At 58.7% G+C, this 13,562-nt stretch carries 17 protein-coding genes and 1 pseudogene; 10 read left to right on the top strand and 8 right to left on the bottom strand.

Annotated features, from left to right (window positions below):
* The first annotated feature begins 115 nt into the window (after positions 1 to 115).
* The 7 genes and pseudogenes from AO268_RS18465 to AO268_RS18435 all read left to right on the top strand — a co-directional run bounded on the left by AO268_RS18465 (position 116) and on the right by AO268_RS18435 (position 3,269).
* The gene (locus AO268_RS18465) at positions 116 to 493 is read left to right on the top strand and encodes a type II toxin-antitoxin system RelE/ParE family toxin (RefSeq protein ID WP_003151133.1); all 378 of its coding nucleotides are present in this window, start codon (positions 116 to 118) and stop codon (positions 491 to 493) included.
* The gene (locus tag AO268_RS18460) at positions 474 to 809 is read left to right on the top strand and encodes a helix-turn-helix domain-containing protein (RefSeq protein WP_001172026.1); all 336 of its coding nucleotides are present in this window, start codon (positions 474 to 476) and stop codon (positions 807 to 809) included. Before AO268_RS18465 ends, AO268_RS18460 begins: the two co-directional genes overlap by 20 nt.
* Before the next feature lie 14 nt (positions 810 to 823).
* Positions 824 to 1,158: pseudogene (locus AO268_RS18455) on the top strand (transposase).
* A 23-nt stretch (positions 1,159 to 1,181) separates the two neighbouring features.
* Positions 1,182 to 1,508: a hypothetical protein gene (locus tag AO268_RS18450; protein WP_000091614.1), complete on the top strand. Its 327-nt coding sequence runs from the start codon at positions 1,182 to 1,184 to the stop codon at positions 1,506 to 1,508.
* The gene (locus AO268_RS18445) at positions 1,505 to 1,885 is read left to right on the top strand and encodes a hypothetical protein (protein ID WP_001054412.1); all 381 of its coding nucleotides are present in this window, start codon (positions 1,505 to 1,507) and stop codon (positions 1,883 to 1,885) included. Before AO268_RS18450 ends, AO268_RS18445 begins: the two co-directional genes overlap by 4 nt.
* A gap of 156 nt (positions 1,886 to 2,041) precedes the next feature.
* Positions 2,042 to 2,308, top strand: a complete 267-nt coding sequence (locus AO268_RS33565; RefSeq protein WP_306474140.1) for a DUF3391 domain-containing protein — start codon at positions 2,042 to 2,044, stop codon at positions 2,306 to 2,308.
* Between the two features lie 91 nt (positions 2,309 to 2,399).
* Positions 2,400 to 3,269 carry an HD-GYP domain-containing protein gene (locus AO268_RS18435; RefSeq protein ID WP_223198360.1) on the top strand — a complete coding sequence of 290 codons (870 nt, stop codon included), beginning with the start codon at positions 2,400 to 2,402 and terminating at the stop codon, positions 3,267 to 3,269.
* A gap of 348 nt (positions 3,270 to 3,617) precedes the next feature.
* Here AO268_RS18435 and AO268_RS18430 read toward each other — a convergent pair whose 3' ends face one another.
* The 4 genes from AO268_RS18430 to AO268_RS18415 all read right to left on the bottom strand — a co-directional run bounded on the left by AO268_RS18430 (position 3,618) and on the right by AO268_RS18415 (position 6,099).
* Positions 3,618 to 4,415, bottom strand: coding sequence for a SprT-like domain-containing protein (locus AO268_RS18430; protein WP_042857939.1), 798 nt, complete (start codon positions 4,413 to 4,415; stop codon positions 3,618 to 3,620).
* A gap of 131 nt (positions 4,416 to 4,546) precedes the next feature.
* On the bottom strand, positions 4,547 to 4,927 hold the full coding sequence (locus tag AO268_RS18425) for a hypothetical protein (protein ID WP_028691951.1): 381 nt from the start codon (positions 4,925 to 4,927) through the stop codon (positions 4,547 to 4,549).
* Between the two features lie 3 nt (positions 4,928 to 4,930).
* A complete protein-coding gene (gene stbB, locus AO268_RS18420) occupies positions 4,931 to 5,650 on the bottom strand; it encodes a StbB family protein (RefSeq protein WP_028691950.1) in 720 nt (239 codons plus the stop codon).
* A complete protein-coding gene (locus AO268_RS18415) occupies positions 5,647 to 6,099 on the bottom strand; it encodes a hypothetical protein (protein WP_042857936.1) in 453 nt (150 codons plus the stop codon). The genes stbB and AO268_RS18415 overlap by 4 nt, the downstream gene beginning before the upstream one ends.
* Positions 6,100 to 6,531: 432 nt before the next feature.
* On the opposite strand from AO268_RS18415, the gene AO268_RS18410 reads away from it, so the two are divergent.
* The 3 genes from AO268_RS18410 to mobF are packed head-to-tail and all read left to right on the top strand — an operon-like array spanning position 6,532 to position 11,413.
* Positions 6,532 to 6,915, top strand: a complete 384-nt coding sequence (locus tag AO268_RS18410; protein ID WP_042857934.1) for a hypothetical protein — start codon at positions 6,532 to 6,534, stop codon at positions 6,913 to 6,915.
* Entirely contained in the window at positions 6,915 to 8,465 is a 1,551-nt protein-coding gene (locus AO268_RS18405) for a type IV secretion system DNA-binding domain-containing protein (RefSeq protein ID WP_042857739.1), read from the top strand. The genes AO268_RS18410 and AO268_RS18405 overlap by 1 nt, the downstream gene beginning before the upstream one ends.
* An 11-nt stretch (positions 8,466 to 8,476) precedes the next feature.
* Entirely contained in the window at positions 8,477 to 11,413 is a 2,937-nt protein-coding gene (gene mobF / locus AO268_RS18400; protein ID WP_042857700.1) for a MobF family relaxase, read from the top strand.
* 1 nt (position 11,414) lies between these two features.
* On the opposite strand, the gene AO268_RS18395 is transcribed toward mobF, so the two are convergent.
* The 4 genes from AO268_RS18395 to AO268_RS18380 all read right to left on the bottom strand — a co-directional run bounded on the left by AO268_RS18395 (position 11,415) and on the right by AO268_RS18380 (position 13,537).
* Complete coding sequence (locus AO268_RS18395; RefSeq protein ID WP_042857701.1) at positions 11,415 to 11,900, bottom strand: hypothetical protein; 486 nt, start codon at positions 11,898 to 11,900, stop codon at positions 11,415 to 11,417.
* 61 nt (positions 11,901 to 11,961) lie between these two features.
* Positions 11,962 to 12,594 carry a KfrB domain-containing protein gene (locus AO268_RS18390; RefSeq protein ID WP_042857702.1) on the bottom strand — a complete coding sequence of 211 codons (633 nt, stop codon included), beginning with the start codon at positions 12,592 to 12,594 and terminating at the stop codon, positions 11,962 to 11,964.
* Between the two features lie 12 nt (positions 12,595 to 12,606).
* Positions 12,607 to 13,176 (bottom strand): phospholipase D family nuclease, encoded by a 570-nt coding sequence (locus AO268_RS18385; RefSeq protein WP_223625421.1) that lies wholly within the window; start codon positions 13,174 to 13,176, stop codon positions 12,607 to 12,609.
* A gap of 25 nt (positions 13,177 to 13,201) precedes the next feature.
* Entirely contained in the window at positions 13,202 to 13,537 is a 336-nt protein-coding gene (locus tag AO268_RS18380) for a TrbM/KikA/MpfK family conjugal transfer protein (RefSeq protein WP_028691942.1), read from the bottom strand.
* Between the last annotated feature and the right edge of the window lie 25 nt (positions 13,538 to 13,562).

The raw sequence follows: 13,562 nt of genomic DNA, 5'->3' as shown, positions 1-13,562 counted from the left end.
TGTTGCACAGGTAGCACAGCGGCGGCTGACAGCCTGTCGCAAAACAAATGTTTTACGACACCTCCTTGAGGTTGCCGCGTTTACATCATTACCTGAACAGGTATAAAATTCCGTCATGACAAACAAAGAAAAACCGCTCGAATGGATCGCGAGCAGCCACAAGGATTTGATGGCGTTGCCGTCCGACGTGCGTCGCCGTTTCGGTTACGCGCTCTCGTTGGCGCAGATAGGCGATCAGGATGACGCAGCAAAGGTGCTCAAGGGGTTCGGTGGTGCCGGCGTGCTGGAGGTCGTCGAAGACGATGCCGGCGGCACCTATCGAGCGGTATACACGGTCAAGTTTGCGGAAGCGGTGTTCGTCCTGCACTGCTTCCAGAAGAAGAGCAAGAGCGGAATCGCCACGCCAAAGGCCGACATGGACATCATCCGCGCTCGGCTGAAGGTGGCCGAGGTATTGGCACAGGAGCTACGAAATGCAAAAACGAATCATTGAAGGCGTCGAGGTTCAGCGCAGCTCGGGCAACGTCTTTGCCGACCTTGGACTGCCTGACGCTGAAAAGCTCAAGATCAAGACCGGCCTGGTGGTCGAGATCAGGAGGGCCATGCGCGCCCTTGGGCTGACTCAACAAGCGGCGGCCAAACGCATGGGCATCCCGCAACCGAAGGTGTCGGGCATGATGCGCGGCGACTTCACCAATCTATCCGAACGCAAGCTGATGGATTGTCTGAATCGCCTCGGCTACGACATCGAAATCAAGGTACGGCCAGCAGCCGAGCCGATCGGGCATCTAACGCTCGCAACCGCTTAATCGGAGCTCTCCTGATGGCAGCCCGCATCACCGACGACGAATGGGACGAACTGACTCCCGAGAATTTCGATACCACGGCACTGCTGCGTGCAGTCGATGCCGTGGACGTGCTGCGCGGCGATTTGAATGACAGCGCAGACGGCGCACCTCCGCAACTGCGCACCGACCTGTTGAAGCTGCATCAACTGGCAATGGCCGCGTTCAACGAGGGATCACGCAGCCGAGTGGCTGAGCTATTTGATCTCGCCGTGGATCTTCAGGATCAGGTTGATCATCTGATGACCTCGCTGGAACAAGTGCAAGAAACCCTGTCCCGGTGACGGCGCTCTACCCAGAAAGCCTGTCCTGAATGTTCTTGGAGACAACCACATCATGAGCCGCAGCCGCCGCAAAACGCCCATCGTTGGGCACACGACCTGCCGTAGCGAGCGCGAGGACAAGAAACTCTGGCATCAGCGCTGGCGAACCCACGAGCGCACCGCGCTGGCCAGCGCGTCGCCGGAAGCTCTATGCGCCCATCTGCCTCTACTGGAAAACCAGGTCAGCAACGTCTGGTCGATGGGTAAGGATGGCCGCTCCTACTGGCCCATCAAGCGCCAGGCCGCCACGGCGGATCGCATTGCCAACCACAAGGGACGCAATCCGCAAGAGCGCGCCTCCCTGAAAAAGCGTCTGCTGCGCAAGTGGATGAGCAAATGAACCTGTCCACCATCGAGGCGCTGGCTATCGCTTGGGCGCGAATCGCTGAAGAAGCAGAACTCCCAGCCGGCTACGAGGGCACGGCGACGCCAGAGGCGCATCGGGCCTGCGAGGTGATCCAGGAGCGGATTCGAGAGCACGTCGTCGCCACCAATGACATGCGGCTGTTCGGCCTGCTGCACCTGCTTGGGCAGGCGTCGCTGCGCATGGAGCAAGCGCTGTGGCCGGAAGAATATGCGCGGATGACCCGCGAGGTCGAGGAAGCTCTCCGAGAGGCCGACGACCCCAACGCCAAGTCGTACACCCACGAAGAAGTCATGCAGGCGATGCAGGAACGCATCGACCGAGCGCGAGACAAAGCCATGTTGATCGGCTGACGGAAATTTCGGCGGTTCCGGCTGATCCAAGAATCTTGGCGTGACCTTACCTCCGCTCTACCGCTGGGTGCCAGCCTCGGCGCACGCCTAACCACCCAACTCAGAAAGGAAAATAAGTTGGTAAAACGCATTCCCGTATCCGAGCTTCGTCTCGGCATGTACATCCACAAGCTCGCCTGCTCTTGGGTTCGACACCCATTCTGGCGCGGCAGCTTCCTGCTGACCGAGCCTCAGGATCTCTCTGCCATTCGAGAATGTGGCGTCGGGGAGGTCTGGGTCGACTTGGCCAAAAGCCAAGTCGACCCAGAGAGCCCAGAGAGCCCACAGAGCCCAGAGCCCAGAGCCCAGAGCCCAGAGCCCAGAGCCCAGAGCCCAGAGCCCAGAGCCCAGAGAATTGTCGGAGGAGCAATCTCTGCCGTCTAGTCCACTAAGCAAGAAAAGTGACGGCGCAACCTCAATGGAGAGCGAAATGTGTTATGCACGGAAACTCTGTCTTGCGGCCAAGTCCCAAGTCATGGACATGTTCCAGGAAGCCCGGCTTGGCAAGGCCGTCGACCCAAGCACGACGTTGCCGCTGGTCGGAGAAATCGCTGCCTCGGTGCTGCGCCAACCTCATGCCCTCATCAGCGTCGCACGCATCAAAACGCACGACGATTACACCTACCTGCACTCGGTTGCCGTCTGCGCCCTGATGCTATCGCTGGCCCGGCATCTCGATCTAGACGAGGAGCAAACGCGCCTGGCTGGCATCGGCGGACTGATGCACGACCTAGGCAAGGCCGCGATGCCGCTGGAAGTGCTTAACAAACCAGGCAAGCTCACCGATGCCGAGTTCGCCATCATGAAGCGCCACCCTGTGGAGGGCGCAAAGATGCTGCGCGCAGGCGGGGCCGAGCCCGGGGTGGTGGACATTGCCCTGCACCATCACGAGAAGATCGACGGAACCGGCTACCCGGATCGCTTGGCCGGTGACGCCATTTCACTCCTGGCCCGCATGGGCGCAATCTGCGACGTCTATGATGCCGTGACGTCGGAGCGAGCCTACAAAAAGCCGTGGGACCCGTCCGCGGCGATGCGGCAGATGGCCAAGTGGGAGGGCCATTTCGACAAACGCATCTTCCACGCCTTCGTCAAGGCCGTGGGCATCTACCCCGTCGGCTCCTTGGTTCGCCTGTCCTCTCAGCGTCTGGCCGTTGTCGTTGAGCCGGGAATGGAATCACTGCTGACTCCCAAGGTTCGCGTGTTCTTCTCGCTACGCTCGAGAGAGCCGATCCCGATGCAGACCATCGACCTGGCGGCCACGAGTTGCAAGGACAGTATCACTGGCCCCGAAGACCCGACGCTCTGGAACTTCAAGAACCTCGACGACTTGTGGATGGAATAGCCCCCACAAAACGACGGCCCCGTGAGGGAGCCGTTGAACATCGTCGAGCGATGCCCGTCCAGGGAGGGATGGCCGAGCTCGATTCTCCAGAAGGTAGCTGGTGACACGAGTGTTGAGCCCACCCAACTAGGGTGACGGAAATTTCTGGGGTTCCGGCTTACATCCCCGCGTACGCCGATTTAACGTCGTTCTCATACAACTGCAGCAAGTCGTCGCGTGACGGTATGTACATGGGATGTGATCTCCTGCTGGATCGAAGCCCTAACACATATATACGTTAGGGCCTCCCTCGCAACAAGTCGCCTTGCCGGCAGCGGCCAGGCGGGGGCAACTGACGCCCTTCGGTTCTCAGTCGTCCCCGCCCGGCTGGGCATCAGGGTCGTGCGGCACTTCCACCAGCTCGCCGGCCTCAAGGAAACGTACGTCGCAGTCCACACAGAGCAACCGCCCGCTCAGGCCTGGCTTGCCCCACACGTTCAACTTGCAGCTGGGGCAGGTGTACTTGCGCTTGTTCTTCGGATCCTCAGCCGGCGTTGCCGGCTGAATCAGGCCCGCGACAGTCAGCGCCGGTAAGTCGATGGTCGGATCTTCGGGCTGGGGTAAAGGCTCCCCACCTGGCCCGTACAATTGCGTTGCGGACATTGGCACCCGCTGGGTGACGATATCGATCCAGGAAATCATGGCGCCGGTTGCGAGCAATTCATCGCATGCCACATCGAAGGGGCCGCCCTCGATGATGTAGTGCGTCATCTGCTGCCCGCACCGGCGCCCGCCAGGTTCACCCGTGTGCGAAGGCATCAGCCCGATGGCCTCCATTTTGTCGGCCCACTCGCGGTTGTGGTACCCGCCGCGAGACTTCTTCCCGTAGCGATCCTGCCACTGATGCGCCTGTTCATGCACCAGCGTGGACAGTGTTTGCTTGATGCTGCGATGCGCGAAGTAGGCGCAGTTCAGCGCGATTTCATCGCTCTTACCCGAGCCATTCCGGCGCAGGAAGCGCGATGGCGAGTAATAGCCGAAAGTGTTGGCCTTGCGCTGCAGGGTGAAGATGCAGCCCGGCAGCTGGCCACCGTACAACCGATCATTGAACCAATCGTAGGCTCCCTCAATTTCGTCATAGAGCAGCTGGCTAGGGGTTGCGGACATGCGGCCTCCATTTCTCGCACGCGAGAATCCCCCTGCTGATCACTCTGCGTCAGGGGGGTGTGAACGTTAGAGACATAGTAACCTGTATCGTACGATACAGGTTACACACCAAAAAAAGGGGGCAAGCCCCCTCACCGACCTACTAAGTAGGCGACGTACACGATGGCGGCGCCAAGCGCCGCACCAATCGATAGCAGAGCTACCGAGTACCCAACCGCCCGGCGCTCAGCCTGTGCTGTCACCAGGCTGGCCGCACTGCGGTTGATCTCATTCCCGATCCGCGCTGCCGCTTCGCGTCCTGCCTGCACCAGTGCGTTGCGCTGTTCTTCCATCATCGACTCGAAGTTCAGCTGCGTCTGCAGCAGGACTTTGCCTGCTGCATCGCGTACGGCTTCGGAGGTCTTCGCCGCCAGGTCGGCGTCGACCTGTTCCAGGCGCCGCACGATGGCATCAAAGTCTTCCATCATTTGCGCGACCATCGCTTCGCGGGCCGTCGTCGGGTCCTTGGCCATCGATCACTTCCCCTTGCCGAACAGCGAGGCATACACCTGATCAAGGTTGCGCGATGCCGACTTGGCCAGGCGCTGCGCGGAGATCATGCGAAGCGCGTGATCCTTCTCGGTTTCGTCCTTGGCATCGCGCAACTGGGCGCGATAGTCCGTGGAGTCCTCCAGTACCTGCGTGACATTCATTTTCAGCGGGCGCAAGCGCTCGAAAATCTCGTTCGCGTACACCACGGCATCGCGCTTGAGGGTGAATTTCTTCTCGACTTCGTGGAAGCCGAACAGCGCCGCGAACGTCTGCGGGATATCGTCGGCATCATCGATCTGGACCTTGTTGAAGACGACCAGGATCTTTTTTGCCGGCACGCCGAGCGCGGCCAGGGTCTTGATGGTGTTGATGGTATCGACCTGCTGCTTTTTCTCCGGTACTGCCGGCACCAGGAAGTAATCGATATCTTCGTGGGAGCCGTCGTACTGGCCCATGAACTTGAAGAAGTCTTCAACGTTGGATGCGCCAACGTCGACCACAACCTTGTCCTCGGTCAGCAGTACCTCGGACAGTTCGCCAAACTGCTTGCCCTTGAGGCGTTCAATTTCGGCTGCGGTGTCCGACGCACCGGCGTTGATGGTTTCAATTGCAAACCGCAGACCGCCGATACGGGGCCAAAGCAGGTTATCGGAGAGTGTGGTTTTACCGGAGTTGCCGGTGAAATTCACGGTGACGGTTCTCATGTGCGTTTCCTTCTGCTGCGCGCTGCGCTTTCATATCGATCCAAGTCCGAGGCGTTTTGATCGTCCCCGGGATTCATGAGCCTGCTCAACTCAGCCGGCCCCAAATGTGGCCGTTCGTCCGCATCATGGCTCGGTTCTGTATCGTACGATACACCTCCTTCTTGTTCCGGCTCGACCTGCCGCGCTGGTTCCAAATGTTGTGGCGCTGGTGCAGGGCTTGCAGTGTTCGCCTGGTTTCCACGTTGGGCCTTGCGGTATCGGTACAGGTAGCTCTTGAGCGTATCCATGCTGACCTCGATACCTTGCTCCTTGAGCACATCCAGAATCGCCTGGCGTCGTACACCTGCCCTCAGCTGCTTCTCGATCACTGGCATGACCTGGCGTATTTTCGCTGCCTTGGTCACTGGCTCAACCGCCATCAGTGCCTTCTCAATATCCTTGCCTGCCATTTTGCACCCTACCTGCACCTATATTGCATTTACCCTGTATCCTACTCACCCCCTACCTGTAGTCAAGTTTTACCCCTTCTGCACTCAATCTACAGCCATACAGCACCCTTTCTGCCTACCCTTGTCCTCCGCTCGCTACGGCCTTCGGCCTAGGCACTAAAAACGCCCTTAACAAGAGCATCAATTTCGACCCTTAACAGGGTCAAAATCTCAATACACAACACGCACCTCCCTGGCGGGAGGTGGAAGCCGCGTCAGCCTTGGGCCTGAGCGGTTTTTTCAGAATTTACTATGTGATACGTTTGTATTACAAAGTATGCTTGTAATGCAGATAAATCAAGGTTTTTGCGTGATACATTTGCATTACAGAGAATGTGCGGTACCTTTGGGCATGTCAAACCCCAATTTTCAAGGTGCATTTGAGGGAGCAACGTGGGCAAAACAGTACCCATTCGATTCAACGACGAGCAGCTGTCCAGGGTTGAAGAAGCAGCAGCACTCGCTGGCTATAAGCACCTATCGAGCTACATCCGCGACCGGGTGCTGGCCACAGACAAAGGTGGCCGGCAGGTGGATATGGACAGCTGGGCCGAGCAGCAACAGATCCTTGGCTTGCTCGAAACCATCACCCAGGAACAGGCACGGAGCAGAACCATTCAGGCCATCGTGGTCTATCTGCTGCGTCAAGGAACGGCACAGGGCAAGGTCAATGAGCTGCGCGCTCAACTCAAGCACCTGGTCAGCAGCGAGGATGCACTCGCAGCACTTTTGCCCGACCTGGCCGAGGACATTGAACGTCTATCAGGAGAGGACTGATGCACAAACAAGAGGTTGATTCAGCCGCCATGACGGCGGGCTTTGGTTTGCCGATCGCTGGCTGGCTGGCCGGTACACAATTGGCCCAGCTGCCCCTGGCCCCATTCCCGGCAGCATTCAAAGAGACTCTGCACAACGGCTGGCAGGAACCTATGGTGCTGGGCATGACCATCGCTGCGTCCGTCGCGGCTGCCGGGCTCTGCTATTACCTGTACGAATATTGCGACGACGGGTTCCGAGGTGAACGTTTCCAGCAATGGCTGCGTGGCTCGCGGATCCGCAACTGGCATTTCGTGGAACGGAAAGTAAGTGCCCGCAATGCCAAGACCAACCGTGAACGCCGCAAAAAAGGGCAGGAAAAGGCCGAGCCAATCATGATCGGCAAGCTGCCGATGCCTCTGCACTTGGAAGACCGCAACACAATGATCTGTGCATCCATCGGCGCCGGTAAGTCCGTGACGATGGAAGGCATGATTGCCTCGGCACTTCGACGCAATGACCGCATGGCAGTGGTCGACCCGAACGGTACGTTTTATTCAAAGTTCAGTTTCAAGGGCGATTACATCCTCAATCCGTTCGACGCTCGATCCGCAGGGTGGACGATCTTCAACGAGATCCGTGGCGTCCACGATTTCAACCGGATGGCCAAGTCGATCATTCCGCCGCAGGTGGACCCCAGTGATGAGCAGTGGTGCGCGTACGCAAGAGACGTGCTTTCCGACACCATGCGCAAGCTGATGGAGACAAACAACGCCAATCAGGACACGCTGGTAAACCTGCTGGTTCGTGAAGACGGCGACACCATCCGAGCTTTCCTGGCAAATACCGACTCCGAAGGCTATTTCCGCGATAACGCGGAAAAGGCCATCGCCAGCATCCAGTTCATGATGAACAAGTACATCCGGCCCTTGCGCTACATGGGCAAAGGCGACTTTTCCATCTATCGCTGGGTGAATGATCCCGACGCCGGCAACCTGTTTATCACTTGGCGGGAAGACATGCGCGACACCATGCGCCCGCTGGTGGCCACCTGGATCGACACCATCTGCGCAACCATCCTCAGCTCTGAACCGATGACAGGTAAGCGTCTCTGGCTGTTCCTCGATGAACTGCAGTCGCTGGGCAAGCTGGAAAGCTTTGTTCCTGCAGCGACCAAGGGGCGGAAACACGGCCTGCGCATGGTCGGCAGTCTGCAGGACTGGTCCCAGCTCAACGCCAGCTATGGCCGCGACGATGCCGAAACCCTGCTTTCCTGCTTCCGTAACTACGTCATCTTGGCAGCGGCGAACGCCAAGAACGCCGATATGGCCAAGGAGATTTTGGGCAACCAAGAGGTCAAGCGCTTCCGTAAGTCGTGGACCGCAGGGCGGATGACACGTGCCGAGGAAATCAAGCTTGAACCGGTCGTGATGGATTCGGAGATCTCGAACCTCAATGACTTGGAAGCCTACGTCAAGTTTGCCGAGGACTTCCCCATTACCAAGATCAAGACGCCTTACGTCGATTACAAAGAGCGGGCGCCGGCAATCGTCATTGGCCAAGCAGCTTGACGAGGTAAGCGATGTTCAACGTGACGCTGATCAAGGGTGACAACCAGTACGCGGCGGCGGGCTACTTTTCCAACGCCGATGACTACTACGCCAAGGAAGCCCCCGGCGAGTGGCAAGGTATCGGGGCCGAGTTGCTGGGTTTGGAGGGGCCTATCGACCAGAAGGAACTGGCCCGTCTGTTCGACGGCAAGCTCCCGAATGGCGAACGAATGGCTAAGACCTTCGACAAGGAAACAGGCTCCCGTCGCATGGGCTTAGACCTAACGTTCTCGGCGCCTAAGTCCGTCTCCATGCAGGCGCTGATCGCCGGCGACAAGGATGTGATGGCAGCGCACGACCGCGCAGTGACCAAGAGCATGGAGGAAGTCGAGCGCCTGGCCCAAACACGATTGAAGGTGAACGGCAAAACCATGCTCGAGCGCTCGGGCAACCTGGTGATAGGCAAGTTTCGTCATGAAATGAGCCGGGCCAAGGATCCGCAGATGCACACGCATGCCGTGGTCATGAACATGACCAGGCGGTCGGATGGCAAATGGCGCGCTTTGCGCAACGACGATATCTACAAAATCCAGCCGCAAGTCGATGCCATGTACAAGGGCATCCTTGCCCAGGAACTGCGTGCGCTGGGATATGAGATCCGGGTTCTGGATAACCAGGGCAACTTCGAGCTGGCCCACATATCGCGTGACCAGATCGAGGCGTTTTCCAGCCGTTCCAAAGTGATCGAAGACGCGCTGGCCAAGGACGGAAAAACCCGCGCCGATGCCACCCCGCTCGAAAAGCAGATCATTGCGATGGCCACACGGCCACGCAAGGACGAGCGCGACCGCCACCTGGTCAAAGAATATTGGGTAACCAAAGCCCGCGAGCTGGGCATTGATTTTGGCGCTCGCAGCCACCTGGACAATCGTGAATACGCGCCTCGCAAGGGCAGCCCTGCAGAATACAGCCTGCCCGAAGGCATCACGCCAGGGCAGGCCGTTGTCCAGTACGCCATCAATCACCTGACCGAACGTGAGCAAGTAGTCGGGGAAAATGACCTGCGCACCGTCGCCTTGCGACGTGCTGTCGGCCTTGCTACCCCTGATCAGGTAAACGAGGAAATCAAGCGCCTGGTCAAGCAAGGGACGCTGATCGAATCACCGCCGACCTACCGCATGCCCAACGGCGACTTAGATTCGCCGGTACTGTCGCCTGCTGGCTGGCGGGCACACCTGCAGGAGCTGAAAGGCTGGAGTGAGAAACAGGCCCGTCAGTATGTGGACAAGGCTATCAAGCGCGGCTCGCTAGAGCCTGCAGAAAAGCGCTATACGACGCAGAAGGCCTTGAAGCGCGAGAAAGCCATTCTGGCTATCGAGCGGACAGGCCGTGGCCAGGTCACCCCGTTGATGACCAAGGAACAGGTGGCCAAGGCGCTGGAAGGGTCCACCTTGTCGGCTGGCCAATACCAGGCCGTTGAGGTGATCGTCAGCACCAACAATCGATTTGTAGGCATCCAGGGTGATGCGGGTACCGGCAAAACCTACTCGGTAGACCGTGCCGTCAAACTGATCGATTCCGTGAACGCCGCGATGGCCAGCCGGGATTCCCAACCGGGATCAGGGTACAGAGTTGTTGCCCTGGCTCCGTACGGCAACCAGGTCACCGCCTTGAAGAACGAAGGGTTGGATGCGCACACGCTGGCCAGCTTCTTCCACACCAAGAACAAGGGGTTGGATGCCAAGACCATCGTTATTCTCGATGAGGCCGGCGTGGTGGGCGCCCGCCAGATGGAACGGCTGATGCGGGAGATCGAGCAATCCGGCGCCCGCTTGATCCAGCTGGGTGACACCAAGCAAACCGAGGCCATCGAGGCAGGCAAGCCATTTGCTCAGCTGCAGCAAAACGGCATGCAGACCGCACGTATCAAGGAGATCCAGCGGCAGAAGGATCCCGAGTTGAAACTGGCAGTGCAGCATGCGGCCGAGGGGAAGCCCACCAAGTCCCTGGATCACCTGAAACACGTTGAAGAATTGCGAACTGCCACTGAGCGGCACCAGGCCATTGTCCGCGACTACATGGCACTAACCCCCGACCAACGCAAAGAGGTGTTGATCGTTGCCGGCACCAACAAGGACCGGAAGGAAATCAACCAGATGGCCCGCCAGGCACTCGGGCTGCTGGGGAAGGGTAAACAGTTCGAAACGTTGAACCGGGTCGATTCCACTGATGCAGAACGGCGGTACGCCCCCAGCTACAAGCAGGGCATGATCATTCAGCCGGAAAAGGACTATAAGCGGGCTGGCCTGGTACGAGGCGAGTTGTATGTAGTTGACCAGGCGCTGCCCGGTAATGTGCTTGTGGTCAAGGATCGTAGCGGCAACCGCTACGAGTTCAACCCGAGACAGGCCACCAAGCTCAGTGTCTACAAGCTGGAGAAACCCGAGCTGTCTGTGGGTGACCTCATTCGCATCAACCGCCAGGATCCCAAGCTCGACCTCACCAACGGCGACCGCATGCGCGTAGTCAGCATCGAGGGCGGCGTGGTGCAGCTGGCTTCGCTCAAGGAGATCAACGGCCAGCCCGAACGCACCGTGAGCTTGCCGACCAACAAGCCGTTGCACCTGGAACATGCCTATTCCGCGACCGTCCACAGCGCTCAGGGTCTGACCAATGATCGCGTCATGATCTCGCTCAACACCAAGAGCCGCACCACCTCGCAGAACCTTTGGTATGTGGCCATCAGCCGGGCACGGCATGAAGCCCGCGTCTATGCGGACTCCATCAAAGATCTGCCGGCAGCAATCGCCAAGCGCTACGACAAAACCACGGCGTTGTCGCTACAGCAAGAACGCGAGCGGCAGCGTAGGGAGTCGATTCAACCGCGGAATGTTGCGGACGGCCAGGCGCTGGAGCGCAAGCAACGTACTCACTTGGAAGGCCCGAGCAGCGGGCATCCCAGGATGTGAGTCAAACGCCTTTGGTAGTGCTGGCCAGCTTCCCACTATGCCCCGCCTTGTGCGGGGTTTTCAGTTGCGGGGTATCGGATCGTGGACGGTACGTGGTGATTCCAAGTTTACGCCGGCGCTTGAGAACTGCACTCGGACTTCTGCCGGCGAGTTGAGCAATCGCGGCATCGCTCAACACCCCTAGCAGGGGATCGAACACTTCGAGCGGATTGGTCTGCTGGTCACGGTGCGACGGAATGCCCAGGGATGACCGCCTGACCGTTATCGTTTGCTTGGCCACCCCTGCCAGCTGGGCCACATGCTCATCCGTGAACAGACCCAAGATGGAATCATAGGCCTGCAGATGGCTCCCAATGCCAAGGCGTCTGCGCCGGCCTGCCACCGCGTGGATGCTAACACCCGCTGCAGTGGCGATCTGTGCGTCCGACCAGCGACCGAATAGCGGCTCGAATGGCCACAGCAGCTGATCGATTTCGTCATGAGTCATATCGAATATCGGGCAAAAAGAAAGGAGCCTACCGGCTCCTTTCTCCTTTTTCAGCTACTACTCAAAAACCTTTGCCGCCGTAGCCTTTCGGTTGATGTGAGGGGGTTTTTAGTTCGTGCTGCAGCTGGCGTTCTTGCACGATGCCAACGCCCGAGAAGGGGTAACGAATCGACAGATCCTTGCCCTGGTGCAACAACCCAGCCTTGGCACTGCTCAAGGCCGCTCGCTCATGGGCAATATGGATAGTCTTCTGTCCGTCAGTGACGGCCTGAATCACCTGGTTGTTGTGGAAGGCGACTATCTTGCCGTCGTAGGTCTTACCCTGCTCAGCTGCCTTGATGGCCGGCATATCCATTGGCTTGGAAATTGCCATCGCTTCACCGGGTTTACCAGAGGCCGCGCCGGATTGCTCAGCCTTGCGCAGCTCCAGCGCATCCTTGAACGAGGCTTTGAAGTCTGCAGCGCCTGGCATATTGTCGAAGGGCAGATCCTTGTAATACTGCGTGCCCTCCTTGCCAACCTGCGCAAAGACACGGGCGGCTTGCCCGCCCTGTTGAACAGTCATCACGGATTTGTCGGACAGCTCGGCCTTGAACCAGGCTGCGCCCGCCAGCTTTGCGTCGGTGAACGTTTCCGGTTCCCTGCCCTTTTGGAACAGCTGGTAAGTGGTGGTCTGATCAGTTTGCTTGTCCATGTGCGTGCCCTCTCAGTAGCTTGGTTTGAATGCTTGGCCCTTCTCCCACCGGCTCTGCCAGTGGTTCAGGTACTGCTCAGCGAGATCGGCGTCGTTCCAGACGACCAATGCGTTCTCACTATTGTTTCTGGCAGCTGCAGCGGTGTAGTTGTAGCTGCCGGTTTCAACTGCCTTGCCGTCAATCACCATGAACTTGTCATGGTGGATCGCGTAGGCCTTCACCGTACGGGTTGGGATGCCGGCACGGGCCAGCAATGTCAGCGCATGTTGGCCAGCGCGGGCAGCGCCGCCTTGCAGATTGCCTTGATGGTCAGCCACCACCGCCACATCGACACCGCGCTGTTTGGCCGAGATCAAGGCCTTGGTCACATCGGGGCTGGTCAGCATGTACGCCGAAAGGCGAATCGAGCTTTTCGCCGCGCCTATGGTGCGCAGTACCAGGTCCTGTGCCGAGCCTTCCGGCGAGAAGCCGACTTCAATGCGGCGCGCGCCATCGACCAGTACCGGTGCGGCTACAGGCTCCGACGAAGCAGGCGCTTGGTCAGCCCAAACCAGGGAGCTGGCCACCATCGCTACGGCCAAGGAAAGGGACCTTACTGCAGTGAACTTAGAAGCCACGTTGTACGGTCCCCCATTTGTCATTGGCCGCTTTAGCACGGTCCTGGTCCTCAGCACATTGGGCAACAAAGTCACCCCGAGCCTCGGCAGTTCTGGACGGGCTGAATTTTCCTTTTTTCGTTCGAATGATGCTGAAGTACTTGGTGACGTACTTGTCACAATCACCGTCGCGGATCATGCCCAGCAGACACAGGGTGGCCCCACAAGCTTCTGAATCGCTTTTAGAGCCGTAGTCGTAATTAGTTGGTGGCTGCGGCAATTCATTCGCCTGCACGGTACCGGCAAATGCCAGCGCAGCGAGGAAAGTCATGATTGGGGTGCGCATACGAACTCCTTTTCTCGCGTGCGAG

This window comes from Pseudomonas sp. ICMP 8385 (assembly GCF_002699915.1).
In the GTDB taxonomy this organism is placed as follows: Bacteria; Pseudomonadota; Gammaproteobacteria; order Pseudomonadales; family Pseudomonadaceae; genus Aquipseudomonas; species Aquipseudomonas gessardii.
The sequence above is the reverse complement of the archived record's forward strand: the minus strand, read 5'-3'. Positions and strand labels throughout refer to the sequence as shown.

Coding starts and splice junctions, on each gene's coding strand:
- AO268_RS18465 (WP_003151133.1), top strand. CDS start 116: ATGACAAACAAAGAAAAACCGCTCGAATGGATCGCGAGCAGCCACAAG.
- AO268_RS18445 (WP_001054412.1), top strand. CDS start 1,505: ATGAACCTGTCCACCATCGAGGCGCTGGCTATCGCTTGGGCGCGAATC.
- stbB (WP_028691950.1), bottom strand. CDS start 5,650: ATGAGAACCGTCACCGTGAATTTCACCGGCAACTCCGGTAAAACCACA.
- AO268_RS18415 (WP_042857936.1), bottom strand. CDS start 6,099: ATGGCAGGCAAGGATATTGAGAAGGCACTGATGGCGGTTGAGCCAGTG.
- AO268_RS18460 (WP_001172026.1), top strand. CDS start 474: ATGCAAAAACGAATCATTGAAGGCGTCGAGGTTCAGCGCAGCTCGGGC.
- AO268_RS18380 (WP_028691942.1), bottom strand. CDS start 13,537: ATGCGCACCCCAATCATGACTTTCCTCGCTGCGCTGGCATTTGCCGGT.
- AO268_RS18450 (WP_000091614.1), top strand. CDS start 1,182: ATGAGCCGCAGCCGCCGCAAAACGCCCATCGTTGGGCACACGACCTGC.
- AO268_RS33565 (WP_306474140.1), top strand. CDS start 2,042: ATGTACATCCACAAGCTCGCCTGCTCTTGGGTTCGACACCCATTCTGG.
- AO268_RS18435 (WP_223198360.1), top strand. CDS start 2,400: ATGGACATGTTCCAGGAAGCCCGGCTTGGCAAGGCCGTCGACCCAAGC.
- AO268_RS18405 (WP_042857739.1), top strand. CDS start 6,915: ATGCACAAACAAGAGGTTGATTCAGCCGCCATGACGGCGGGCTTTGGT.
- AO268_RS18430 (WP_042857939.1), bottom strand. CDS start 4,415: ATGTCCGCAACCCCTAGCCAGCTGCTCTATGACGAAATTGAGGGAGCC.
- AO268_RS18425 (WP_028691951.1), bottom strand. CDS start 4,927: ATGGCCAAGGACCCGACGACGGCCCGCGAAGCGATGGTCGCGCAAATG.
- AO268_RS18390 (WP_042857702.1), bottom strand. CDS start 12,594: ATGGACAAGCAAACTGATCAGACCACCACTTACCAGCTGTTCCAAAAG.
- AO268_RS18395 (WP_042857701.1), bottom strand. CDS start 11,900: ATGACTCATGACGAAATCGATCAGCTGCTGTGGCCATTCGAGCCGCTA.
- mobF (WP_042857700.1), top strand. CDS start 8,477: ATGTTCAACGTGACGCTGATCAAGGGTGACAACCAGTACGCGGCGGCG.